The organism is Isoptericola sp. NPDC056134, assembly GCF_042264825.1.
Taxonomy (GTDB): domain Bacteria; phylum Actinomycetota; class Actinomycetes; order Actinomycetales; family Cellulomonadaceae; genus Isoptericola; species Isoptericola nanjingensis.
In genome coordinates this window covers 17,174-41,460 of the sequence record NZ_JBHJVM010000011.1, presented here as the reverse complement: position 1 = coordinate 41,460, position 24,287 = coordinate 17,174, and the positions used below count along the sequence as shown (strand labels likewise).

Annotated in this window: 23 protein-coding genes and 1 tRNA gene; 1 reads left to right on the top strand and 23 read right to left on the bottom strand. The window is 73.6% G+C overall.

What is annotated here, in order from left to right; genetic code table 11:
- Window positions 1-29 precede the first annotated feature (29 nt).
- The 23 genes from ACFCZN_RS12315 to argS all read right to left on the bottom strand — a co-directional run bounded on the left by ACFCZN_RS12315 (window position 30) and on the right by argS (window position 23,928).
- Entirely contained in the window at window positions 30-1,319 is a 1,290-nt protein-coding gene (locus ACFCZN_RS12315; RefSeq protein WP_430556975.1) for an N-acetylglucosamine-6-phosphate deacetylase, read from the bottom strand.
- Between the two features lie 61 nt (window positions 1,320-1,380).
- A complete protein-coding gene (nucS, locus tag ACFCZN_RS12310) occupies window positions 1,381-2,076 on the bottom strand; it encodes an endonuclease NucS (RefSeq protein ID WP_429767000.1) in 696 nt (231 codons plus the stop codon).
- 40 nt (window positions 2,077-2,116) lie between these two features.
- Window positions 2,117-2,536, bottom strand: coding sequence for a DUF2550 domain-containing protein (locus ACFCZN_RS12305; RefSeq protein ID WP_430556974.1), 420 nt, complete (start codon window positions 2,534-2,536; stop codon window positions 2,117-2,119).
- A gap of 11 nt (window positions 2,537-2,547) precedes the next feature.
- Entirely contained in the window at window positions 2,548-2,832 is a 285-nt protein-coding gene (locus ACFCZN_RS12300; protein WP_380327012.1) for a F0F1 ATP synthase subunit epsilon, read from the bottom strand.
- Between the two features lie 100 nt (window positions 2,833-2,932).
- Window positions 2,933-4,414 carry a F0F1 ATP synthase subunit beta gene (atpD, locus tag ACFCZN_RS12295; RefSeq protein ID WP_430556973.1) on the bottom strand — a complete coding sequence of 494 codons (1,482 nt, stop codon included), beginning with the start codon at window positions 4,412-4,414 and terminating at the stop codon, window positions 2,933-2,935.
- Window positions 4,415-4,493: 79 nt separating this feature from the next.
- On the bottom strand, window positions 4,494-5,393 hold the full coding sequence (locus ACFCZN_RS12290; RefSeq protein ID WP_430556972.1) for a F0F1 ATP synthase subunit gamma: 900 nt from the start codon (window positions 5,391-5,393) through the stop codon (window positions 4,494-4,496).
- Window positions 5,394-5,395: 2 nt separating this feature from the next.
- Window positions 5,396-7,024: a F0F1 ATP synthase subunit alpha gene (atpA, locus tag ACFCZN_RS12285; protein ID WP_430556971.1), complete on the bottom strand. Its 1,629-nt coding sequence runs from the start codon at window positions 7,022-7,024 to the stop codon at window positions 5,396-5,398.
- Between the two features lie 80 nt (window positions 7,025-7,104).
- Window positions 7,105-7,920 carry a F0F1 ATP synthase subunit delta gene (locus ACFCZN_RS12280; RefSeq protein WP_429767009.1) on the bottom strand — a complete coding sequence of 272 codons (816 nt, stop codon included), beginning with the start codon at window positions 7,918-7,920 and terminating at the stop codon, window positions 7,105-7,107.
- The gene (locus ACFCZN_RS12275; RefSeq protein ID WP_429767010.1) at window positions 7,920-8,525 is read right to left on the bottom strand and encodes a F0F1 ATP synthase subunit B; all 606 of its coding nucleotides are present in this window, start codon (window positions 8,523-8,525) and stop codon (window positions 7,920-7,922) included. The genes ACFCZN_RS12280 and ACFCZN_RS12275 overlap by 1 nt, the downstream gene beginning before the upstream one ends.
- 2 nt (window positions 8,526-8,527) lie before the next feature.
- A complete protein-coding gene (locus ACFCZN_RS12270) occupies window positions 8,528-8,758 on the bottom strand; it encodes an ATP synthase F0 subunit C (RefSeq protein ID WP_079569652.1) in 231 nt (76 codons plus the stop codon).
- Between the two features lie 100 nt (window positions 8,759-8,858).
- Window positions 8,859-9,728, bottom strand: a complete 870-nt coding sequence (gene atpB / locus ACFCZN_RS12265) for a F0F1 ATP synthase subunit A (protein WP_430548286.1) — start codon at window positions 9,726-9,728, stop codon at window positions 8,859-8,861.
- A gap of 180 nt (window positions 9,729-9,908) precedes the next feature.
- Entirely contained in the window at window positions 9,909-10,370 is a 462-nt protein-coding gene (locus ACFCZN_RS12260; protein WP_430548285.1) for a hypothetical protein, read from the bottom strand.
- On the bottom strand, window positions 10,367-11,614 hold the full coding sequence (locus ACFCZN_RS12255) for a glycosyltransferase family 4 protein (protein WP_429767014.1): 1,248 nt from the start codon (window positions 11,612-11,614) through the stop codon (window positions 10,367-10,369). Before ACFCZN_RS12255 ends, ACFCZN_RS12260 begins: the two co-directional genes overlap by 4 nt.
- The gene (locus tag ACFCZN_RS12250; protein WP_429767128.1) at window positions 11,611-12,375 is read right to left on the bottom strand and encodes an L-threonylcarbamoyladenylate synthase; all 765 of its coding nucleotides are present in this window, start codon (window positions 12,373-12,375) and stop codon (window positions 11,611-11,613) included. Before ACFCZN_RS12250 ends, ACFCZN_RS12255 begins: the two co-directional genes overlap by 4 nt.
- 13 nt (window positions 12,376-12,388) lie before the next feature.
- A complete protein-coding gene (gene prmC, locus ACFCZN_RS12245; RefSeq protein WP_430556970.1) occupies window positions 12,389-13,348 on the bottom strand; it encodes a peptide chain release factor N(5)-glutamine methyltransferase in 960 nt (319 codons plus the stop codon).
- A 22-nt stretch (window positions 13,349-13,370) separates the two neighbouring features.
- Window positions 13,371-14,465, bottom strand: coding sequence for a peptide chain release factor 1 (prfA, locus tag ACFCZN_RS12240; protein ID WP_430556969.1), 1,095 nt, complete (start codon window positions 14,463-14,465; stop codon window positions 13,371-13,373).
- Window positions 14,466-14,697: 232 nt separating this feature from the next.
- Window positions 14,698-14,907, bottom strand: a complete 210-nt coding sequence (gene rpmE / locus ACFCZN_RS12235; protein ID WP_429767019.1) for a 50S ribosomal protein L31 — start codon at window positions 14,905-14,907, stop codon at window positions 14,698-14,700.
- Between the two features lie 105 nt (window positions 14,908-15,012).
- Window positions 15,013-17,022 (bottom strand): transcription termination factor Rho, encoded by a 2,010-nt coding sequence (gene rho, locus ACFCZN_RS12230; RefSeq protein ID WP_430556968.1) that lies wholly within the window; start codon window positions 17,020-17,022, stop codon window positions 15,013-15,015.
- A gap of 280 nt (window positions 17,023-17,302) precedes the next feature.
- Window positions 17,303-18,253: a homoserine kinase gene (gene thrB, locus ACFCZN_RS12225; RefSeq protein ID WP_430556967.1), complete on the bottom strand. Its 951-nt coding sequence runs from the start codon at window positions 18,251-18,253 to the stop codon at window positions 17,303-17,305.
- 50 nt (window positions 18,254-18,303) lie between these two features.
- The gene (gene thrC, locus ACFCZN_RS12220; protein ID WP_429767024.1) at window positions 18,304-19,410 is read right to left on the bottom strand and encodes a threonine synthase; all 1,107 of its coding nucleotides are present in this window, start codon (window positions 19,408-19,410) and stop codon (window positions 18,304-18,306) included.
- Window position 19,411: 1 nt separating this feature from the next.
- On the bottom strand, window positions 19,412-20,770 hold the full coding sequence (locus ACFCZN_RS12215; protein ID WP_429767130.1) for a homoserine dehydrogenase: 1,359 nt from the start codon (window positions 20,768-20,770) through the stop codon (window positions 19,412-19,414).
- 108 nt (window positions 20,771-20,878) lie between these two features.
- The gene (lysA, locus tag ACFCZN_RS12210; protein WP_430556966.1) at window positions 20,879-22,264 is read right to left on the bottom strand and encodes a diaminopimelate decarboxylase; all 1,386 of its coding nucleotides are present in this window, start codon (window positions 22,262-22,264) and stop codon (window positions 20,879-20,881) included.
- Window positions 22,261-23,928 carry an arginine--tRNA ligase gene (argS, locus tag ACFCZN_RS12205; RefSeq protein WP_429767028.1) on the bottom strand — a complete coding sequence of 556 codons (1,668 nt, stop codon included), beginning with the start codon at window positions 23,926-23,928 and terminating at the stop codon, window positions 22,261-22,263. The genes lysA and argS overlap by 4 nt, the downstream gene beginning before the upstream one ends.
- A gap of 131 nt (window positions 23,929-24,059) precedes the next feature.
- Between argS and ACFCZN_RS12200 the strand changes: the two genes are divergently transcribed.
- A tRNA-Arg gene (locus ACFCZN_RS12200) sits at window positions 24,060-24,135 on the top strand.
- Window positions 24,136-24,287: the final 152 nt, after the last annotated feature.

Here is a 24,287-nt window from a genome sequence, read left to right as displayed (position 1 = left end):
CTGGAGAGCAGCGCTGCGGAGGGCCGCGCTCAGCCGAGCGGCACGTCGACGCCGCCGCGCAGCACGCGCCGCACGCGCAGGTCGCCGTCGGTGACGACGACGTCCGCGCGCCGGCCCACGACGAGGCCGCCGACGTCGGTGAGGCCCAGCACGCGCGCCGGCACCCAGGACGCGGAGCGCACGGCGTCGACGAGCGGGACACCCGCCGCGACGGTGTCGCGCACGACGTCGACCAGGTGCGCCGTGCCGCCCGCGATCGCGCCGCCGTCGGGGTCGCCCGGATCGGCGAGGCGGGCGACGCCGTCGCGCACGGTCACCGCCATCGGCCCCAGCTCGTAGGAGCCGTCGGCCATGCCGGCGGCCGCCATCGCGTCCGTGACGAGCGCGACCTGGTCGGCCCCGACCGTCTCCACGACCGTCCGCACGGTCGCCGGCGCCAGGTGGACGCCGTCGGCGATCAGCTCCACGACGAGCTCGCCGCGGGCGGCGGCCGCGAGGCACGCGGCGATCGGCCCCGGCGCGCGGTGGTGCAGGGGGCGCATCCCGTTGAACAGGTGGGTGGCGGTCATCTCGCGTGCAGGGGCCTCGCCCGCCTCGGCAGCGGCGGCGAGGGCCGCGGCCACCTGCGCGAGGAGCTCCTCCGCCTGCTCCGTGGTGGCGTCGGTGTGCCCGAGGGACGGCACGACGCCCGCGGCCACGAGCGCGTCGGCCGCGCCGTCGGCCCCGACCACGCCGTCGACCTCGGGGGCCACGGTCATGGTGCGCAGGTGCCCGCGCGACGCCTCGACGAGGTCGCGCACGAGGCGGACGTCGCCCGGGACGAGGTCGTCCGGGCTCTGCGCGCCCCGCCGCTCGTGCGACAGGAACGGCCCCTCGGCGTGGATCCCCGCGATCTCGCCCGCGTCGGCGAGGCCGGCGAGCAGGCCCGCCCGGGCCAGCAGGGTCTCGCGGTCGGCCGTGACGAGGGAGGCGAGCATCGTCGTGGTGCCGTGCCGGCGGTGCTCGAGCACCGCGACCAGCGCGTCGTCGGCGGTCGTCGCGTCGGGGAAGCCGACGCCGCCCCCGCCGTGGTTGTGCAGGTCCACGAGACCGGGCAGCAGCACGGTGCCGGGCTCGGGGGCGAGGGCCGCGGCCACCGCGGCGGCGACCTCCGCGTCGGCGTGCTCGGCCGCCGCGACGGGGCCCACCCAGCGCACGAGGCCGTCCGCGACGACGACCGCGCCGTCCTCGACGTCGTCCTGCGGCGTCACGACGCGACCGCGCAGCGCGACCGGCGCGCCGAAGTCGGAGAGGGGGGCCGTGGGGGTGGCAGCGATCATGGGCCCATCCTGCCGCAGGGCTGGTGGATTGCGAAACCTTCCTGACAAACTCCGGAAGGTCTCAGAAGAGGCGCGAGTCCACGTCGTCCACGCCGCGCATCGCGTCGTAGTCCAGCACCAGGCACTCGATCCCCCGGTCCGTCGCGAGCACGCGCGCCTGCGGCTTGATCTCCTGCGCGGCGAAGACGCCGCGCACCGGGGCGAGCAGCGGGTCGCGGTTGAGGAGCTCGAGGTAGCGGGTCAGCTGCTCGACGCCGTCGATGTCGCCGCGGCGCTTGAGCTCGACCGCCACGGTCGCGCCGGCGGCGTCGCGGGCCAGGATGTCGACCGGTCCGATCGCCGTCATGTACTCGCGGCGCACGAGGGAGTGGCCCGCGCCGAGGAGGTGGATCTGCGCGGCCAGCAGCTCCTGCAGGTGCGCCTCCACGCCGTCCTTCACGAGGCCGGGGTCGACGCCGAGGTCGTGGGCGGAGTCGTGCTCCACCTCGTGCAGCTCGATCTCCAGGCGGTCGTCGGACTTCTGGTGCTGCACCGTCCAGACCTGGGTGACGCCGCGCCCCCGCGCCTCGTCGTCGGGCTCGCCGACCGCCGTCGAGCACGGCGGGCTCATCCAGTTGAGCGGCTTGTAGGAGCCGCCGTCGGAGTGCAGCAGCACGCTGCCGTCCGCCTTGACGACGAGGAGCCGCGAGGCCAGCGGCAGGTGGGCGGTGAGCCGGCCGGTGTACCGGGCCGAGCAGCGGGCGACGACGAGACGCACGGTCCCCCTCTTCGTTCGTGGCGGGTGCTGTGGCGGTGCTCTACAGGACCAGGTCGCGGCGCCCCGGGGGCGCGGACTCGAGCCACGACGCGAGCCCGGCGTACGCGCCGGAGGACATCAGCAGCTCGAAGTCGGTGCCGTCGTAGCGGCAGCGCACCAGCACCTGGTCGGGCTGCCCGGCCTGGTCGAGCGGGGCGCGGCCGGTGATCGAGAGCCCGTCGCGGCGCCAGACGCGCGCCGGGCGCGGCGCGAGCGACCACCCGCGCCACCAGTCGATACGGCCCACGGCGTAGTGGGCGATCCCCACCATCCACGCGGCCTGCGGGTCGTCCGCGGGGCGTGCGTGGCAGGGGAAGGAGCCGACCCTCCGGGAGAGGGTCCGCAGGCGGGAGGCGCCGGCGGCGAGCACCAGTCCGAGCGCGACGACGAGAGCCACCGCGGACCAGACTGCGTACGCCACCGGCACCTGCCTCAGCGCAGCGCCGGCTCGCGGCCGGACAGCTCCGAGACCTCGTCGACGACGATCGTCACGAGGTTGCCGTCGACGGAGACGAAGCCGCCGGTGACGTGCGCCTCGACCGCGGTCCCGTGGGCCGTCGACACCTTGACCGTGCCCGGGCGCAGCACCGCGAGGAGCGGGGCGTGGCCGGCGAGGATGCCGACCTGGCCGTCGACGGACGGGGCGCTGACCTCGCGCGCCGCGCCGGACCAGACCTTGCGGTCGGACGCGACGAGGTCCACGTTCAGCTCTGCCATCTCCATGTCCTCTTTCCGATCGTGCGGGTTCGTCAGGCGGTCGCGTCGCCGCGCCGGGAGGCGGTGCCTCCCGGCGCGGCGACGCGGCGGGACGAGACCGTCAGGCCCCGTACTCCTTCTGGATCCGGGCCCAGTTCTCCTCGAGCATCTCGAGGCCGCCGATGTTGTAGAACGCCTGCTCGGCGATGTGGTCGAACTCGCCCTCGGCGATCTTCTTGAACGCCTCGATGGTCTCGCTCAGCGGCACGGTGGAACCCTCCACGCCGGTGAACTTCTTCGCCATGTAGGTGTTCTGGGAGAGGAACTGCTGGATGCGGCGCGCACGCGCGACGACCGTCTTGTCCTCCTCCGAGAGCTCGTCCACACCGAGGATCGCGATGATGTCCTGCAGCTCCTTGTTGCGCTGCAGGATCGACTTGACCTGGGTGGCGACGTCGTAGTGCTCCTGGCCCACGTAGCGCGGGTCGAGGATGCGGGACGTCGAGGTCAGCGGGTCGATCGCCGGGTACAGACCCTTCGACGCGATCTCGCGGGAGAGCTCGGTCGTCGCGTCCAGGTGGGCGAACGTGGTCGCCGGCGCCGGGTCGGTGTAGTCGTCCGCCGGCACGTAGATCGCCTGCAGCGAGGTGATCGAGTGACCGCGCGTCGAGGTGATGCGCTCCTGCAGGAGGCCCATCTCGTCGGCCAGGTTGGGCTGGTAGCCCACCGCGGACGGCATGCGGCCCAGCAGGGTCGACACCTCGGAGCCGGCCTGCGTGAACCGGAAGATGTTGTCGATGAAGAGCAGCACGTCCTGCTTGCGCACGTCGCGGAAGTACTCCGCCATCGTCAGCGCGGACAGGGCGACGCGCAGACGCGTGCCCGGCGGCTCGTCCATCTGGCCGAAGACCAGGGCCGTCTTGTCGAAGACGCCGGCCTCCTCCATCTCGGCGATGAGGTCGTTGCCCTCACGGGTGCGCTCGCCGACGCCGGCGAACACGGACACACCGCCGTGGTCCTGCGCGACGCGCTGGATCATCTCCTGGATGAGGACGGTCTTGCCGACGCCCGCACCACCGAAGAGGCCGATCTTGCCACCCTGCACGTACGGGGTGAGGAGGTCGATCGACTTGATGCCGGTCTCGAACATCTCGGTCTTCGACTCGAGCTGGTCGAAGGCCGGGGGCTTGCGGTGGATGGGCCAGCGCTCGTTGACCTCGAACTTCTCGCCCTCGGCGAGGTTGAGGACGTCGCCGGTCACGTTGAAGACCTTGCCCTTGGTGATGTCGCCGACCGGCACGCTGATGGGCGCGCCCGTGTCTGTCACGGCGGCGCCGCGCACGAGGCCGTCGGTCGGCTTCAGTGCGATGGCGCGGACCAGGGAGTCGCCGAGGTGCTGGGCGACCTCGAGCATGAGGGTGAAGGACTTCTCGCCCTCACCCTGCGACGACAGGTCGATGTCGACCGTCAGGGCGTTGTAGATGTCGGGGATCGCGTCCTCGGGGAACTCGATGTCGACGACGGGGCCGATCACGCGCGCGACACGGCCCACGCCGGGTCCGCTCTGGTGCTCGACCGGGGCTTCCACGGTGGTGGCGGTCATTGCTTGCCTCGCTTCGAAAGGAACGTTGCGGATGTCAGTACGGTCGTCAGAGCCGGCTGGGCTGCTGCCATGGTCGGCGTCATGACGCCGCGAGGGCGTCGGCACCCGAGACGATCTCGCTGATCTCCTGGGTGATGTCCGCCTGGCGGGCCTGGTTCGCCAGGCGCGTGTAGGTGCGGATCAGGTCCTCGGCGTTGTCCGTCGCCGTGTGCATCGCCCGCTGGCGCGCGGCCAGCTCGGACGCCGCGGCGTCGAGCATGAAGCTGAAGATGCGGCTGCGCACGTACCGCGGCAGGAGGGCGTCGAGGACGCTCTCCGGCGACGGCTCGAAGTCGTACAGCGGGAACGCGTCGTGCTCACCGGGCACGGCCACGCCCTCGACGACCTCGAGGGGCAGCATCCGCACGACGCGCGGGCGCTGCGTGACCATGTTGACGAACTGCGTGTACACGACGTGCAGCTCCGAGACGCCGCCCTCGTCCGCCGGGGCGAGGAACGTCCCGAGCATCGTGTCGGCGATCTCGCCGGCCACGTCCGAGTCCGGGCTGTCCGAGCCGTACGACCAGTGCCCCGCGAGCTGACGCCCGCGGTAGCCGTAGTACGAGACGGCGCGCCGGCCGGTCGCGTAGAGCTCGACCTGCTTGCCCTCGCCCTGCAGCTGGGCGATCAGGCGCTCCGCCTCCCGGATGATCGACGCCGAGTAGGCGCCGGCCATGCCGCGGTCGGACGCGATCACGAGGACCGCGACGCGGTCCGTGTCGTGCCGCTCGCTCGTCAGGGGGTGCTTGGTCGACGTGTGCGTCGCCACGGCCGACACCGCGCGGGTGATGGCACGCTCGTACGGCGACGCCGCGGCGGTGCGCGCCCGCGCCTTGCCGATGCGGGAGGCCGCGATCAGCTCCTGCGCGCGGAACATCTTCTTCAGCGACTGCGTCGACTTGATCCGCTGCTTGTAGATGCGCTGGGCTCCACCGGCCATGCTCAGGCCTTCTTCTGCACGACGAGCTGCTCCTGCTCGACGTCCGCGGAGTCGCCCTCGTCGTCGCCACCGACGAGCGGGGTGCCGTCGGCCTTGAGGAAGCCGTTGCGCACGTCCTCGACGGCCGCGGCCAGCGCGTCCTCGGTGTCCTGCTCCAGCTTGCCGGTCTCGGCGATCGTGGAGAGCACCGAGGTGTGGCGACGCAGGTGGTCGAGCATCTCGGACTCGAACCGCTTGACGTCCTCGACGGGGACGTCGTCGAGCTTGCCCTTGGTGCCGGCCCACACGGACGCGACCTGGTCCTCGACCGGGTACGGCGTGTACTGGGGCTGCTTGAGCAGCTCCATGAGCACCGCACCGCGGGCCAGCTGGCCGCGCGACGCCGCGTCGAGGTCGGACGCGAACATCGCGAAGGCCTCGAGCGAGCGGAACTGCGCCAGCTCGAGCTTCAGCGTGCCGGAGACCTTCTTCATCGCCTTGATCTGCGCGTCACCACCGACTCGGGAGACGGAGATGCCGACGTCGACCGCCGGGCGCTGGTCGGCGTTGAAGAGGTCCGACTGCAGGAAGATCTGGCCGTCGGTGATGGAGATGACGTTGGTCGGGATGTACGCCGAGACGTCGTTCGCCTTGGTCTCGATGATCGGCAGGCCGGTCATCGAGCCCGCGCCCAGGTCGTCCGAGAGCTTGGCGCAGCGCTCGAGCAGACGGGAGTGCAGGTAGAAGACGTCGCCGGGGTACGCCTCGCGGCCCGGCGGGCGGCGCAGCAGCAGCGACACGGCGCGGTAGGCCTCGGCCTGCTTCGACAGGTCGTCGAAGATGACCAGCACATGCTTGCCCTGGTACATCCAGTGCTGGCCGATGGCCGAGCCGGTGTAGGGGGCGATGTACTTGAAGCCCGCCGGGTCGGACGCCGGGGCGGCGACGATCGTCGTGTACTCGAGCGCACCGGCCTCCTCGAGGGCGCCGCGCACGGAGGCGATCGTCGAGCCCTTCTGGCCGACGGCGACGTAGATGCAGCGGACCTGCTTGTTCGGGTCGCCCGACTCCCAGTTGGCCTTCTGGTTGATGATCGTGTCGATCGCGATCGCGGTCTTGCCGGTCTGCCGGTCGCCGATGATCAGCTGACGCTGACCGCGACCGATCGGGATCATCGAGTCGATCGCCTTCATGCCGGTCTGCAGCGGCTCGTGCACCGACTTGCGCTGCATGACGCCGGGCGCCTGGAGCTCGAGGGCGCGGCGGCCCTCGCTCTCGATGTCGCCCAGGCCGTCGATCGGGTTGCCCAGCGGGTCGACGACGCGGCCGAGGTAGCCCTCGCCCACGGGGACGGACAGGACCTCGCCGGTGCGACGGACCTCCTGCCCCTCCTCGATGCCCGTGAACTCGCCGAGGACGACGACGCCGATCTCCCGGACGTCCAGGTTCAGGGCGAGGCCGAGCGTGCCGTCCTCGAACCGCAGCAGCTCGTTCGCCATCGCGCCGGGGAGACCCTCGACGTAGGCGATGCCGTCGGCGGCGACGGTGACGCGGCCGACCTCCTCGCTGACCGCGCCCTCGGGCTCGTACGACTTCACGAAGCTGTCCAGAGCGGCGCGGATCTCCTCCGGCCGGATCGTCAGCTCAGCCATTGCTCTCTCCTGTCGTGGCCGCGTATCGCGCGGCCTCACGTTCTGCGTAGCCGACCGGGGCCGGCGCTGGGCCTAGGGGTTCAGCCGGCCAGCCGGCGACGGGCGTCGGCCAGGCGGGACAGCACGGTGGAGTCGACGACGTCGGCGCCGACCTGGATGCGCAGGCCGCCGATGACGGCGGCGTCGACCGTGACGTTGAGCTGCACGGCGCGCCCGTAGGCACGCTCGAGCAGCCCGGCGAGCCGGTCCTGCTGGGGCTGGCTGAGCACGCTGCCGCTCGTGACCGTGGCCACGAGCCGGCGACGACGCTCGGCGGCGATCTCCCCGTACCACAGCAGCGTCGCCACGAAGCGGCGGCCGCGCAGGGCGGTCGTGGCGCGGCGGGCGAGCACGAGCGTCACGTCGTCCACCTTGCCCGTGAGCAGGGAGTCGACGAGCTGCGCGCGGCGCCCGGGTTCCGTCGTGGAGTCCGAGAGCACCTGGCGCGCCTCACGCTGCCCGACGAGCGCCCGGGTCAGCCGGAACAGCTCGTCCTCGACCGTCTCGAGGGTGCCCCGCGCCTCGGCGGACGCCAGCACGGCGTCGAGCCCGAGACGCTCGACGGCGTCCGCGAGGTCCCGGTCGCCGGACCAGCGCGACCGCGCCAGCCCCGTGACGAGGTCCACGACGCGCTCGTCGAAGCCCCCGGCCAGCACGCGGCCGGCCAGGGCCGCACGGTCCTCCGGGTCGCGCGACGGGTCGGCGAGCGACCGGCGCAGCGGCCCGGAGGAGTCCAGGGCGGCGACGACGGCGAACAGCTGCTCGCCGAGCGCCTTCGCGTCGGACCCGGCGGACCGCAGGACCGGCTCGAACCGCTCCTGCGCCGCCGCGAGGGATGCTCCGCTGGTGCCCCGCATCAGCCCTCCTTGCCGACCGAGTTGCCGACCGGCGCCGCCGTGCGCGACTCGTCGCCCGCGGCCTCGAGCTCGTCGAGGAAGCGGTCGACCACGCGCGACTGGCGCGCGGAGTCCTGCAGCGACTCGCCGACGATCTTGGACGCCAGCTCGGTGGCCAGCTCGCCGACCTCGGCGCGCAGCGAGACGGCCGCCGTCTGGCGCTCCGCCTCGATCTGGCGGTGGGCGGTCTCGACGATGCGCGAGGCCTCCTCGTGCGCCTTGGTGCGGAGCTCCGCGACGATGGCGGTGCCCTCGGCGCGCGCCTCCTCGCGGGTCTTCGCGGCGTCGGCACGGGCCTCGGCGAGCTGCTGGTGGTACTCCTTCAGCGCCTCCGCGGCCTCTTCCTGGGCCTTCTCCGCCTTGGCGATGCCGCCCTCGATCTTCGCGGTGCGCTCGTCCAGCACGGCCTGGAACTTGGGCAGGACGTACCGGTAGAACACGAACCCGACGATGATCACGATGATCAGCGACCACACGATGTCGTACGTGTGCGGCAGCAGGATGTTCTGCTCGGTCCCCTCGGCGGCGAGGACCGCCGGCGTGGAGGTGTTCAGGGAAGAGGTCATCATCACGGAACGATGAAGCCGGCCACCAGGCCGAGGAGCGCGAGCACCTCGACGAAGGCGATACCGATGAACATCGTGGTACGGAGCTGGCCGGAGACCTCGGGCTGGCGAGCCATGCCCTCGATCGTCTTGCCGATGAGGATGCCGAGGCCGATGCCCGGGCCGACCGCCGCGAGGCCGTAACCGACGGTGCCGATGTTTCCGGTGACCTCGGCGAGGGTGGTGACGTCCACTGGGTTTCCTTCCGTTGGGCGCCGGACCACGGTGGCCCGGCGTCGCTTTCTGGGTGCAGTTGGTAGGACGGGTCCGGCTAGGCCGGGAACCGCGAGACGGTCAGTGCTCCGCCTCGACGGACATGTTGAGGTACACGGCGGTGAGGATCGCGAAGACGTACGCCTGCAGGGCGGCCACGAAGACCTCGAAGAAGAAGAACGCCGCGCCGGCCACGAACGTGCCCGCGCCGAACAGCTTCATCGCGCCGGCCGAGTCGAAGAGGAAGAACGACGTGGCCGCGAAGCAGATCGCGAGCATGAGGTGCCCGGCGACCATGTTGGCCAGGAGCCGGATGACGAGCGTCGCGGGGCGCAGGACGAAGACCTGCAGCGCCTCGATCGGCACGAGCAGCACGTAGAGCGGCTTCGGCACACCCGGCGGGAAGAGAGAGTTCTTGAGGTAGCCACCCAGACCGTGCGCCTTGACCCCCGCGGAGAGATACATGACGTACGTCCACGCGGCGAGCACGATCGGCAGGCCGATCACGGAGGTGCCCGCGATGTTGAGGAACGGGATCACCGCGGCGATGTTCATCACGAGGACCGTGCAGAAGATCGTCGCGAGCAGCTTGAAGTACTTGCGGCCGTTCTCCTGGCCCAGCACCTCGATGGCGATCGAGTTGCGCACGAAGTCGAGGATCATCTCGACCGCGTTCTGGAACCGGCCGGGCACCAGGCGGGCGCGCCGGGCTGCGAGGCAGAACACCACCAGCAGGACGGTGGCCATGATGACGCGGACCAGCATGATCCGGTTGAACTCGAAGGGAGTGCCCTCGAAGAAGATGGCCGGCGGGAAGAAGTCCGCGATCGTCGGCGCGTGGAACTCGCCGTCACCTTCGGCGGCAAGCAGCAGGGGGATCGCTGGCGTAGACAGGGGGTTCTCCCGGAGGTCGTACGGTCCGGGCGCTCCACTCCTGGGAGGGCACGCCATCGGACCTGGCCGTCATGGATTCGCGGACAGCCTACCGGATGTTCACAGGTGCTCCGACATCGCGGAGCAGTTTTTCCGGCCAGATCTCGCGGCTTGTGAAGAAGCGCACGATGTTGCCCCCGGCGACGAATGGTCGCCCGGCGCAAGCACCCTGGTCAAAGGCTCGGTCGGACGGCGCGATCAGGGCTGCACGTAGGGCACGCGGCCGCTGTTCACCGCGCGGTAGTCGAGCAGCGCGGACCCGATCGCCCCGACGGCGAGCACGGCGATCAGCACCCACGGCGCGTAGAACGTGGCGCCCTGGAGCAGCGCCAGCACCACGATGAGCACGACGATCTTGGCCACCCAGGCGCCCATGACGAACGCGGCCATGCGCGCGGGGCTCGACCCGACGGTGCGCATCATCGACCAGATCGTCGTGGCGCAGAAGAAGGCCGCGATCGCGGCGCCCACCAGGGCGCCCCACAACCCGGGCAGGCCGGCGACCAGCAGGCCGATGCCGCCGCCCAGCACCACCAGGGCGCCGACCAGCAGCAGCGTGTCCCGCAGCGCGGTCCGCAGCACCCGCCGCTCGGCGTCGGTGGCGTGCTCGTCCGCGGCGGCAGGGTCGGGCGTCGGGCCGGGAGCGTCGGGCGTCGTCATCGGGGGCGTCCTTCGTGCGTCGTCAGGGTGGGCGCGGCCGGGCCGGCCGGCGGCGGGGTCGGGGAACGGTGCGGCGCGGGCGCCGGGTGCGCCGCCACGACCGCCGGGTGGCTGCCGGTGGCGACGTCGTCGTCCAGGAAACGGCCGCGGGTGCGCAGCGGGCCGAGGGTGAGGAGCAGCGCCACCACCACGGCGACGCCGAGGCCGGCAAGAACGGCCTTCCAGTCCCAGAGCACGAGGGCGGCGACGCCGAAGGAGAAGACGGCGGCCCACACGTAGAGGATCAGCACCGCGCGCCGGTGGGAGTGGCCGAGCGCCAGCATCCGGTGGTGCAGGTGCATGCGGTCGGGATGGAACGGCGACTTGCCCGCCGCGAGGCGACGGATCACGGCCATCACCATGTCGAGGAGCGGCAGCAGCACCACCGCGACCGGCAGCAGCAGCGGGATGAACAGGGGCACGCGCTGCGCGCCGGAGAGCGTCGCCCCCATCGAGACCGGGTCGACGTTCCCCGTGATCGTGATGGCCGAGCCGGCGAAGACCAGGCCGAGCACCATCGAGCCCGAGTCGCCCATGAAGATGTGCGACGGGAAGAAGTTGTGCGGCAGGAACCCGAGACACGCGCCGACCAGCACGGCCATCATGAGCGTCGCGAGGTTGGCGTAGTTCTCCGGCGTCGCCTGCTGGGTCAGCCCGTAGGTGTACAGCAGGAAGGCGGAGCCGCCGATCGCGATCAGGCCCGCGGCCAGCCCGTCCAGGCCGTCGACGAAGTTCACCGCGTTCATCGCCACGACGACCACCAGGATCGTCAGGAACAGCGAGATCCTCGACGAGGTGATGAACAGCCAGTCCGGGGTGGGCAGCGACGTGAGCTGGACCTGCTGGAGGGCCATGAACCCCGCCGCGAGCACCTGCCCGGCGAGCTTGGTCATCCAGTCCAGGTCCCACACGTCGTCGGCCCAGCCGAGCAGGCAGACGATGACGGCGCCGCCCACGATGCCCCACGCCTGCGGGCCGGTCTCGAAGACGCCCGCGAGGAACGGCATCTGCGAGGCCAGCACCACCGCGACGACGATCCCGAGGAGCATCGCGAGGCCGCCCAGCCGGGGCGTCGGCTGCACGTGCACGTCGCGCGCCCGCACCGCGGTGATCGCGTTCGTGCGGCGCGCGACCCACCGCGCGCCCGGCGTGGCGAGGTAGGTGACCGCCGCCGAGACGAGCAGCAGGAGCAGATAGGCCCTCACCCGGCGGACTCCTCCGCGGGGGCGGAGCTCTGCTCCTCGGTCCGGGCGGGCGTGCTCTCGTCGGCAGGCTCGGTCGACGCGTCAGCGGTCTCGGCAGTGGTCTCGGTGGCGGGCTCCTCGACCGGCTCGTCGACGCCCCGCACGGGCGCGACGTCGTTCAGCGCCTCGAGCGTGATCGCGCCCTGGCGCACCACGCGCAGCTGCTCTCCGGTGGCGTCGACGATGGTCGAGGCGACCCCGCCGGGCGCGTCCCCGCCGTCGAGGTAGACGGTCACCGCGTCCCCGAGCTGCGCCTGCGCGTCGGCGACCTCGAGGGCCGCCGGGTTGCCGGTGGCGTTGGCGCTCGACACCGCGAGCGGGCCCGTGCGCCGCAGCAGCGCCAGCGCGGCCGGGTGGTCGGGCATGCGGAGCGCGACGGTGCCGTGCGTCTCCCCCAGGTCCCACTGCAGCGAGGGCTGCGCCTGCAGGATGATCGTGAGCCCGCCCGGCCAGAACGCCTCGGCCAGCTTGCGCGCGTCGTCGGGGACCTCGGTGGCGAGCCCGTCGAGGGTGCGGACGTCCGGGATGAGGACGGGCGGGGGCATCTGGCGCCCGCGGCCCTTGGCCGCGAGCAGGGCCGCGACGGCCTCCGCGTCGAAGGCGTCGGCGCCGATCCCGTAGACGGTGTCGGTCGGCAGCACCAGCAGGCCGCCGCGCGAGACCGTGTTCACCGCCTCGTCGATCGCAGGGCCCCAGGTGTTCGGGTCGGTGACGTCGTGCACGCTGCTCACGGGCTCAGTCTGTCACGGTTCGGCCGGCCCCCGGCCGGCCGTCCGGGTCGGTGGCCAGGTGCTCGCGCGTACCGCCGCAGCGGCGCGCCACCACCATCCGCGGCCGGCCGGTGAGGTCCTCGCGCGTGCTCGCGGGGCCGAACCCGGTCGTGCCCGCCACCATCGCGCGCGCCGCGGCAGCCTGCACCTCCGCGTGCTCCATGACGTACAGACCGCCGGGCCGCAGCAGCCGCGCCGCGGCGGCGGTCACTCCGCGGGGCACCTCCAGCCCGTCGTCGCCCAGGCCGTAGAGCGCCACGGCCGGGTCGTGGTCGGCCACCTCGGGGTCGCGCGGCACGGCGCCCGGCGGCACGTACGGCGGGTTGGAGACGACGACGTCGACGGCGCCGTCCAGCTCGCGCAGCGCGGTGCGCGCGTCGCCGCGCAGCAGGCGGACGACGGCGTCCGCCGCCCCGTCCCCCGTCGCCGCGGCGACGTTCCGGGCGGCCCACCCGTGGGCCGCGGCGTCGAGCTCGACGGCGTGCACGCGGGCGCCCGGCACCTCGGTCGCGACGGCCAGCGCGATGGCTCCCGACCCGGTGCACAGGTCGACCACGACCGCCGTGCCCTCGCGGGCCACCACGCGCACCGCCTCGTCGATCGCGACCTGCGCGACCTCCTCGGTCTCGGGCCGCGGGACGAAGACGCCCGGCCCGACGGCGAGCTCCAGGTGCCGGAAGGCGGCCACGCCGGTGAGGTGCTGCAGCGGCTCCCGGTCCGCGCGGCGCTCGACGTCGGCGGCGAACCGGTCGGCCGCGCCGTCCGGCATCACGCGGTCCAGCACGGCGAGGCGCCGCGCCTCCGACCGGTCGACGCCGAGGGCGTGCGCGAGCAGGGTCTCCGCGTCGACGCGCGGGCTGGGCACGCCGGCTGCTCCGAGCCGCGACGTCGCCCAGCGCACGGCCCCGCCGACGGTCGCGGGCACGGCGGGAACCGCGGGCGTCGCGTCAGTCACCGGCGCTGCCCGCGGCCGCGAGCCGCGCCGCCTCGTCGGCCTCGACCGCCGAGCGCACCACCGGGTCGAGGTCCCCCGCGAGCACGTGGTCGAGGTTGTACGCCTTGTACCCGGTGCGATGGTCCGCGATGCGGTTCTCCGGGAAGTTGTAGGTGCGGATCCGCTCGCTGCGGTCCACGGTGCGCACCTGGGAGCGCCGGACGTCGGCGGCGGCCGCGGCGGCCGCCTCCTGCTGCGCCGCGAGCAGCCGGGCGCGCAGCACGCGCATCGCCTGCTCCTTGTTCTGCAGCTGCGACTTCTCGTTCTGCATCGACACGACGATCCCCGTGGGGACGTGCGTGATGCGGACGGCCGAGTCCGTCGTGTTCACGGACTGGCCGCCCGGGCCCGACGACCGGTAGACGTCGATGCGCAGGTCGTTCGGGTCGATCTCCACCTCGCCCGGATCGTCCACCTCGGGCAGCACCAGCACGCCGGCCGCCGACGTGTGGATGCGTCCCTGCGACTCCGTGACCGGCACGCGCTGCACGCGGTGCACGCCGCCCTCGTACTTCAGGCTCGCCCACACGCCCTCGGCGGGGTCGGAGACGCTCCGCGCCTTGACCGCGACCTGGACGTCCTTGTAGCCGCCCAGCTCGGTCTCGGTGGCGTCGAGCACCTGGGTGGCCCAGCCGCGGCGCTCGGCGTAGCGCAGGTACATGCGCAGGAGGTCGCCGGCGAAGAGGGCCGACTCGTCGCCGCCCTCCCCCGCCTTGATCTCGAGGATGACGTCGCGCGCGTCGTCGGGGTCCCGCGGCACCAGCACACGCCGCAGCCGCTCGGACGCGTCCTCCGCCGCGGCGCGCAGGGCCGGCAGCTCGGCCGCGAAGGCCTCGTCCTCGGCGGCGAGCTCGGCGGCCGCCTCCGCGTCGTCGCGGGCCTGCTCCCACGCGCGGTACGCCGCGGCGACCTGGTTCAGCTCGGCGTAGCGGCGGCCGAGAGAGCGGGCGCGCCCCGCGTCCGCGTGCACGGCCGGGTCGGCCAGCGCGCGCTCGATCTCGGCGTGCTCGTCGAGCAGCGGCCGCGCGGCGGCGAACGAGTCGGTCATGGGTACTCCCGGTCCGGGCGCGAGGCGGCGTCGGGCCCGGCGCGGACCACCTCACCGGGACACGCACTGCCTCGGCGGGTGGCGACATTCCCTCGGCAAAGCAGAAGCGCCGGTGGTCCGTCGTCCGACTGCCCCTGGAGAGGTTGTCGGGCGGACCACCGGCGCTAGCCACCCCACGAACGTGCTCGCTTCGCTCCGCGCGTTCGCAGGGACCCCGACAGGGGTCAGGCAGCTACTTCTTCTTGCCGTAGCGCGCCTGGAAGCGGGCGACGCGGCCACCGGTGTCGAGGATCTTCTGCTTGCCCGTGTAGAACGGGTGGCAGGCGCTGCAGACCTCGACGCTGATCTTGCCGGAGGTCGCGGTGCTGTGGGTCGTGAACGTGTTGCCGCAGGTGCAGGTCACCTCGGTGACGACGTACTCGGGGTGGATTCCGGACTTCATGATGCTCCTTGGTGTGATGCCACCGGGTCGCCCCGCAGGACAGCGGGCCGTGAACCGGATGGCCGACGAACCATTGTGCCAGAACGCGGACGCGCACCGGGACGATCAGATCGTCTCGCCCGGGTTCTCGTCCGAGAGCCCGGCCGGCGTCGTCTTCTGCACGTGCAGCAGGAACTCGACGTTGGTCTTGGTCTTCTTGAGCTGGCCGAGCAGCAGCTCGATCGCCTGCTGCTGGTCGAGCGCCCCCATGACGCGGCGCAGCTTGTAGACGATGCCCAGCTCGTCCTTCGACATGAGGATCTCCTCGCGCCGGGTGCCGGACGCGTTGACGTCCACCGCCGGGAAGATCCGCTTGTCCGCGAGGTTGCGGGAGAGGCGCAGCTCCATGTTGCCCGTGCCCTTGAACTCCTCGAAGATCACCTCGTCCATCTTCGAGCCCGTCTCCACGAGCGCCGAGGCGAGGATGGTCAGCGAGCCGCCGTTCTCGATGTTGCGCGCCGCGCCGAAGAACTTCTTCGGCGGGTAGAGCGCCGCGGCGTCGACACCACCGGACAGGATGCGGCCCGACGCCGGCGCCGCGAGGTTGTAGGCGCGCGACAGGCGGGTGAGCGAGTCGAGCAGCACGACGACGTCCTGGCCCAGCTCGACCAGGCGCTTGGCCCGCTCGATGGCGAGCTCCGCGACGATCGTGTGGTCCGACGCGGGGCGGTCGAACGTCGAGGCGATGACCTCGCCCTTGACCGTCCGCTCCATGTCGGTGACCTCTTCGGGCCGCTCGTCCACGAGCACCACCATGAGGTGGACCTCGGGGTTGTTCGCGGTGATCGCGTTGGCGATCTGCTGCATGATGATCGTCTTGCCGGCCTTGGGCGGCGCGACGATGAGGCCGCGCTGGCCCTTGCCGATCGGGGCGACGATGTCGATCACGCGCGGCGTGAGGCGGGTGGCCTCCGGGTTCTCCAGCCGCAGCCGCTCCTGCGGGTACAGCGGCGTCAGCTTGGTGAACTCGGGACGCTGGCGCGCCTCCTCCGGCGTCATGCCGTTGACGGAGTCCAGCCGCACGAGCGCGTTGAACTTGCTGCGGACGTTCTTGCCCGCCGGCGGCTCCTCGCCCTCGCGGGGCTGGCGGATGGCACCGACGATCGCGTCGCCGCGGCGCATGCCGGACTTCTTCACCTGGTTGAGGGAGACGTAGACGTCGCCCGCCCCGGGCAGGTAGCCGCTCGTGCGCACGAAGGCGTAGTTGTCGAGGATGTCGAGCACGCCGGCGACGGGCAGCAGCACGTCGTCCTCGCGCACCTCGACGTCGTCCAGGCCGGCGACGTCCGGGCCGCCCGCACGCCCGCCGCGGTTGCGCTTGCGGTCCCGGCCGCGGTCGCGACCCCGGCGACGGCGCGAACCGCGCTCGTCGTCGTCGTCCCGCCGCGGGCGCTCGTCGCGCTGGCCGCCCTGGGCGCCCGAGCGCTGCTGCTGGCCGGAGCCGTCGTTGCCGCGCCCCTGACCCGAGCGCTGGCCGTCACCCTCGCCCTGTCCCTGTCCCTGGCCGGTGTTCTGGCCGTTGCCGTTCTGCCCGTTGCCGGACCGGCGGCCGCCGCGCTCGCGCGGGGCCGCGACGGCCTCCGCGAGCTGGGCGAGGCGCGCCTCGCGGTCGGCGTCGTTCTGCTGGCCGCGCTGCTCGCTGCCGCGCTGCTCGTCCCGGGAGGGCTGCTGCTCGGCGGGCGCCTCCGCCGCGCGCTGCTGCGGCGCCGCGTCGCCCTCGGCCGAGCCGGCCGAGCGGGTGGCCCGGCGCGAGCGGCGCGGGGCCTCGGCCCCGTCGGCGCGCGGGGAGCGGGCGCCGCCCGAGGCCTGCCCGGAGCTCTGCTCGGCCGGCGACTGGGCCGGGGCGTCGCTGCGGACCGTCGGCGCCACGGCGGTCGCCGCGGCGACCGGGGCACCGGCGGTGCGCGCGCCCTGGCCGCGGGCGGCCCGGATCGCGTCCTGCAGGTCGCTCTTGCGCATCCGGGACGTGCCCTTGACGCCCATGCCGGAGGCCAGCGCCTGGAGCTCGGCCAGACGCATCGAGCTCAGGTTCCCGGATGCGGCGGCGCCGTTCCGGCTGTCGGTGGTGTTCGTCACGAAGGACCCTTCCCCCTCGTATGCGGCCCGCAGATCTCGGGGCCGGGGTGGTTGCCGTCCGGCGCGGGGAGCGCCGAGACGCGTGGAACCTCGCATCAGTGGTACGACGACGTCGGCTGGCGGGGTTGGTGTTTCACCCTCTCGCGGGACTGGCGCGGCGGTCCTGCACCGCATCGCGACCACCGAGGCACCTGGCTCTGACCGGGCACGCTGGCGCGCCGTGCGGTGGAGAGGGGGTGCCCTCGCGGTCGATCCCGAAGGCTCACCGCATCATATCACCTCACACCCGGCCCCAGGCCGACGCGCCGGCCGCCACGCGGCGCGCCACCGCGCCGTCGTGGTCCACCCCCGGCCGCAGCGCGCGCCAGCCCGCCACGTCGTCGACGAGGTCGGCCAGCACGGCGTCGAGCCGGCCCGTGCCGTCGCCCGCGGTGAGCACGAGGACCGTGGGACCGGCGCCGGAGATCGTGGCCGCCAGCCCCTCGGCGCGCAGGGCCCGCAGCAGCTCGGCCGAGCCCGCCATCACGCTCGCGCGGTAGTCCTGGTGCAGCCGGTCCTCGGTGGCGTCGAGCAGCAGCTCCGGGCGCCGCGCCAGCGCCTCGACGAGCAGCCCCGCGCGCCCGGCGGTGAACGCCGCGTCGCCGTGCGGCACCTCCGCCGGGAGCACGCCCCGGGCGCGGCTCGTGGCCAGGCGGGCGTCGGGCACCAGGACGGTGGCCTCGATGCGGTCGTCGACGTCCAGGTCCACGGCGCGGGGGCCGTCGCCCGACCGCCACGCCAGCGTCGCGCCACCCCGGATCGCGGGAGCCGCGTTGTCCGGGTGGCCCTCGAACTCCGTCGCGATCCGCAGCACCGCGGCCGCGTCCAGGACGTGGGGGTCGGCGAGGAGCGCACGCGCCGCGACGATGCCCGACACGACGGCCGCCGACGACGAGCCCAGCCCCCGCGCGTGCGGGATCCGGTTGACGCATTGCAGCCGCAGGCCGGTCCGGGGAGCCCCGGCGAGCTCGAGCGTGTGCCGCAGGGCGCGCACGACGAGGTGGTCGTCGCCGAGCGGCACCTCCCCCGCCCCCTGCCCCTCGACCTCGATGACGACGTCGTCGCTCGCGAGGAGCTCGACCTCCAGGTCGTCGTACAGCGCGAGGGCCAGGCCCATCGCGTCGAACCCCGGGCCCAGGTTGGCGCTGGTCGCGGGAACACGGACCAGCACGTGGTCGGCGCCGAGCTGCATGCGCGTCTCCCTCTCGGGGCTCGGTCGGAACGGTGTCGGGCGGGAGGGGCTCAGCCGAGGCCGAGCGCGTCGGCGATGGAGACGACGTCGGCGCTCACGCGCGTCGGGGTCACCTCGCCGCCGTCCGGCGTGCGCAGCGCCCACTGCGGGTCCTTGAGCCCGTGGCCGGTGACCGTCACGACGACCCGGGCCCCGGCGGGGACCAGGCCGCGCTCGGCGCGGGCGAGCAGGCCCGCGACGCCGGACGCGGACGCCGGCTCGACGAACACGCCGACCTCGGCGGACAGGACGCGGTGCGCGGCGAGGATCTGCTCGTCGGTGACCGACTCGATCACGCCGCCGGACGTGTCGCGGGCGGCCTCCGCCTGCTCCCACGACGCCGGGTTGCCGATGCGGATCGCGGTGGCGATCGTCTCCGGCTGGTCGACGGGGTGCCCGAGGACGATCGGCGCGGCGCCGGCGGCCTGGAAGCCCCACATCTGCGGCGTGCGGGTCGCGACCGCGCCGTGCGCGGCGCCGTCGTCCAGGCCCGCGTACTCGCGGTAGCCCTTCCAGTACGCGGTGATGTTGCCCGCGTTGCCGACCGGGAGGCAGTGGATGTCCGGGGCGTCGCCCAGGGCGTCGACGACCTCGAACGCCGCCGTCTTCTGACCCTCGATGCGGTCCGGGTTGACGGAGTTCACCAGCTCGACCGGGTACACCTCGGCGAGCTTGCGCGCCGCGATCAGGCAGTCGTCGAAGTTGCCGTCAACCTGCAGGAGGCGGGCGCCGTGCGCGATCGCCTGGCTGAGCTTGCCCATCGCGATCTTGCCGTCCGGCACGAGCACGGCGCAGGTCATGCCGGCGCGGGTCGCGTACGCGGCCGCCGAGGCGGACGTGTTGCCGGTCGAGGCGCACACGACGGCCTTCGCGCCGCGGCCCGCGGCCGCGGAGATCGCCGTCGTCATGCCGCGGTCCTTGAACGACCCGGTCGGGTTCATGCCCTCGACCTTGACGTAGACGTCGGCGCCGGTGCGGTCCGACAGCGCGGGGGCGGCCACGAGCGGGGTGCCGCCCTCGCCGAGCGTCACGATCCGCTCCGCCACGTGGGCGGGCAGCCGGTCGGCGTACTCGGTGATGACACCGCGCCACTGGTGGGCAGGCTGGGGCGTCGACATGTCAGGCTCCCTCGACTCGCAGGACGGACGTGATCTCGCGCACCGGCTCGAGGCCGCGCACGGCCGCGACCGTCGCGGCGAGCGACGCCTCGCGGGCGGAGTGCGTGGTGAGCAGCAGCGCGGCGGTGCCCTCGGCGACGTCGACGGCGTACGGCTCGTCGGGCGCCTGGCGGACGGTGTCGATCGACACGCCGTGGTCGGCGAGCACCTGCGCCACCTGCGCCAGGACGCCGGGGCGGTCCGCCACGACGAGGCGGACCTGGTAGCGCGTGACGGCGGCGTCGTGCGGCAGCACCGGCAGCGACGCGTACGCGGACTCGCGCGGCCCGCGCCCGCCGACCATCCGGTCGCGCGCGGCCGACACGAGGTCGCCGAGCACGGCGGACGACGTCGGGCGGCCGCCCGCGCCCTGCCCGTAGAACATGAGCGGCCCGGCGTCGTCGGCCTCGACGAAGACCGCGTTGAACGCGCCCCGCACCGCGGCGAGCGGGTGCGTGGCCGGCACGAGCGCGGGGTGCACCCGCACGGACACGCCCTCGGCGGTCTGCTCCGCGATCGCCAGCAGCTTCACGACGTGCCCGGTCTGCTGCGCGGCGGCGACGTCGGCGGCGGTCACGCGGGTGATGCCCTCGCAGGCGACCTGCGCCAGCGAGACCCGGGTGTGGAACGCGAGCGACGCGAGGATCGCGGCCTTCGCCGCGGCGTCGTGCCCCTCGACGTCCGCCGTGGGGTCGGCCTCCGCGTACCCGAGGGTCTGCGCCTCCTTGAGCGCCTCCTCGAGGTCCAGCCCGTGCGTCGTCATCTGGTCGAGCACGTAGTTGGTGGTGCCGTTGACGATGCCGAGCACGCGGCGCACCTGGTCGCCGGCGAGCGACTCGCGCACGGGGCGGACGATCGGGATCGCGCCGGCCACGGCGGCCTCGAACGACAGGTCGACGCCCGCGGCGTCGGCGGCCTCGAAGAGCTCCGGGCCGTGCGCGGCGAGGAGCGCCTTGTTCGCCGTGACGACGCTCGCGCCGCCGGCGATCGCGCGGTGGATGAGCCCGCGCGCCGGCTCGATGCCGCCCATGAGCTCGATGACGAGGTCGGCCCGGTCGACGAGCGCCTCGGCGTCCTCGGTGAGCAGGTCGGCGGGGACGACCGTCCCGACGCCGCCGCGCGGACGGCTCGCGTCGCGCACGGCGATGCCCACCAGCTCGAGGCGTGCCCCGGCCCGGGCGGCGAGGTCGTCGGCGTGCTGGATCAGCGTCTGCGCGACCTGGGAGCCGACGACCCCGCAGCCGAGCAGCGCGACGCGCAGCACCGTGGGGGTCGGGTCGGCCGCCTGGCGGGGACGGGCCGCGGGGACGGCCCCAGTCAGGGGCCCGGACGAGGGGGCTGCAGGCACGGGAGAACCTTCGGAACGGGATGCCGGGACGGGGTCAGGATAGCCGCGGCGCGTCGGCCGCCGGGCCGCCGTCCACGGCCGTCAGCCCAGGTCGAGCGCGAGCAGGTCGTCGACCGTCTCGCGCCGCACCAGGACGCGCGACGCGCCGCATGAGACGGCGACCACCGGCGGGCGGGTCAGCAGGTTGTAGTTCGACGCCATCGAGCGCCCGTACGCGCCGGTCGCGGCGACGGCGAGCAGGTCGCCGTCGCGCACGTCGCCGGGCAGCCAGGTCTCGTGCACGACGATGTCGCCGCTCTCGCAGTGCTTGCCCACGACGCGCGCGAGCACGGGCTCCGCCGTCGAGGTCCGGCCCACGAGCTCCGCGTGGTACTGCGCCTCGTACAGCGCCGGGCGGATGTTGTCGCTCATGCCGCCGTCGACCGAGACGTAGGTGCGGACACGGCCGTCGTCGAGCGCGACCGGCTTCACCGTGCCGACCGTGTAGAGCGTCAGCCCCGCGGGGCCGACGATGGCGCGGCCCGGCTCGATCGAGATCCGGGGCAGCGGAGTGCCCAGCTCGGCGCACACGGCCGCCACCGCGCTCGCCACGTCCTTCGCGATGCGGTCCGGGTCGAGCGGCACCTCCCCCGGCAGGTACGCGATGCCGTACCCGCCGCCGAGGTCCACCTCGCCGACCAGCACGCCCGTGCGCTCCGCGAGCTCGGCGCGCAGCCGCAGCACGACGCGCGCCGCCGCCTCGAAGCCCGCCGGGTCGAGGATCTGCGAGCCGATGTGCGAGTGGATGCCCAGCAGGTGCAGCTCCGGGCGCTCGACGGCCGCGAGCAGCGCGCGCATCGCGGGCCCGTCTCCCCCGTCCGGACCCGGGTTCACCGAGAGGCCGAACTTCTGGTCCTCGTGCGCGGTGGAGATGTACTCGTGCCCGCCCGCGTGCACGCCGGTCGTGACGCGCACCATGACGGGAGCCACGAGCCCGCGGGAGCCGGCGAGCGCCGCCACCCTGTCGATCTCGACGAGCGAGTCGACGATGATGCGGCCGACGCCCGCGTCGAGTGCCGCGAGGATCTCGGCGTCCGACTTGTTGTTGCCGTGCAGGCCGATCTCGGCGCCGGGGACACCGGCGCGCAGCGCGACGGCGAGCTCGCCGCCGGACGCCGTGTCGACGCGCAGGCCCTCCTCGCGCGCCCAGCGGGCCACGGCGACGGTGAGCAGCGCCTTGCCCGCGTAGTAGACGTCGACGCCGGTGCCCACCTCGGCGAACGCCGTCGCGAACGCCGTGCGGTAGCCGCGGGCGCGGGCCCGGAAGTCGGCCTCGTCGAGGACGTAGGCGGGGGTGCCCTGCTGGGCCGCCAGCGCGTCCACGCCGACCCCGCCCACCTCGACGACGCCGTCGTCGCGGCGGCGCACGCCCGTCGACCAGGGGACCCCGAGCACGCCCGTCGTGGCCTGGTTCCCGGCCCCGGTCACATCCGCTCCGGGGCGGAGACGCCGAGCAGGTCGAGGCCGTTCGCCAGCACCTGGCGCACCGCGTCGTTCAGCCACAGGCGCGTGCGGTGCGTGTCGGTGACCTCCTCGTCCGGGTACGGCGTCACGCGGCACTCCTGGTACCACTTGTGGTAGTCCGCGGCGAGGGACTCGAGGTAGCGCGCGACGCGGTGCGGCTCGCGCAGCTCGGCCGCCTGCGTGACGATCCGCGGGAACTCGGTGAGCGCGCCGACCAGCGCCGCCTCGGTCTCGTGCGTGAGCAGGGCGGGGTCGAAGGCGTCGGAGCCGTCGGCCGCGACGCGCGCGACGTCGCGGTCGGCCGCGTTCCGGTCGACGGCGCAGGTGCGCGAGTGCGCGTACTGCACGTAGTAGACGGGGTTGTCGTTGCTCTGCTTGAGCATCTCCTCGCCCGACAGCGACAGCGGCGAGTCCGCGGGGTAGCGCGCGAGCGAGTACCGCAGCGGGTCGGAGCCCAGCCACTCGATGAGGTCGTCCATGTACAGGGCGTTGCCGCGGCGCTTGCCCATCCGCTCGCCGCCGATGTTGACGAGCTGGCCGATGAGCACCTCGATGTTCGCCTCCGGGTCGTCGCCCGCGCAGGCGGCGATGGCCTTGAGCCGGTTGATGTACCCGTGGTGGTCGGCGCCGAGCAGGTAGATCTTGCCCGGGAACCCGCGGTCCTTCTTCGACAGGTAGTACGCGGCGTCGGCGGCGAAGTAGGTGGGCTCGCCGTTCGCGCGGATCATCACGCGGTCCTTGTCGTCCGCGAAGTCCGTGGTGCGCAGCCACACCGCGCCGTCGACGTCGAAGACGTGCCCCTGCTCGCGCAGGCGGGCGACCGCCTGCTCCACGGCGCCCGAGTCGTGCAGCGTGCGCTCGGAGAACCAGACGTCGAAGTGCACGCCGAACGCGTCGAGGGTGCGGCGGATCGCCTCGAGCTGGGCCTGGTAGCCGAGCTCGCGCGCGGTCGTGAGGGCCTCGTCCGCCGGGAGCGACAGGAGGTCGGGCTCCTGCTCGAGCACCTCGGCGGCGCGCTCGGCGACGTACTCGCCGGGGTACCCGCCCTCGGGCACGTCCTCGCCCTTCGCGCGGGCGAGGATCGACGCGGCGAACTTGTCCATCTGCGCGCCCGCGTCGTTGATGTAGTACTCGGCCGTCACGTCGGCGCCGGCCGCTCGCATGATCCGCGCGAGCGCGTCGCCGAGCGCCGCCCAGCGGGTGTGGCCGATGTGCAGCGGGCCCGTCGGGTTGGCGGAGATGAACTCGAGGTTGTGCACCTGGCCCGCGAGGGCGTCGGTGCGGCCGTACGCGTCTCCGGCGGTGACGATCGTGCGGGCGAGCTCGCCCGCGGCGCCCGCCTCGAGCGTGATGTTGAGGAATCCCGGGCCGGCGACGTCGGCCGCCTTGATCCCCGGCGTCGCCGCGAGGCGGGCCGCCAGGTCCTCCGCGAGCGCGCGCGGCGTGGTGCCCGCCTTCTTCGCGAGCTGCAGCGCCACGTTGGTGGCCCAGTCCCCGTGCTCGCGCTGCCGGGGTCGCTCCACGTGCACCGAGGCCGGGACGGCGTCGGCGGGCAGGGCGAGGGTGCCGTCGGCCACGGCCGAGGCGAGGGCAGCGCTGAGTGCTCCGGAGAGCTCGTCGGGGGTCACCGGGCGATTCTACAAAGGCGGCGGGCCGCCAGGTGCTCGCCGTCGTGGTGGGATCGTCCGCCGTGTGCCGTCCGGTGCTCAGGTGCTGGTAGTCTCGTGCACCGTGCCGAGCGGTTTTCCGTCCGGCGCCCGCGCCTGTAGCTCAGTGGATAGAGCGTCTGCCTCCGGAGCAGAAGGTCGGGGGTTCGAATCCCTTCAGGCGCACCACGAGAGAACGGCCCTGGTCATCGACCAGGGCCGTTCTTCGTTCTCCCTCGACCCCGACGCCGGGGGGGGGGGGGGGGTGGGGAGGAGGGGGGGAGGGCGGGGGGGGGTGTGAGGAGGGGGGGGGGTGGGGGAGGGGGGGTGGGGGTTGCGTC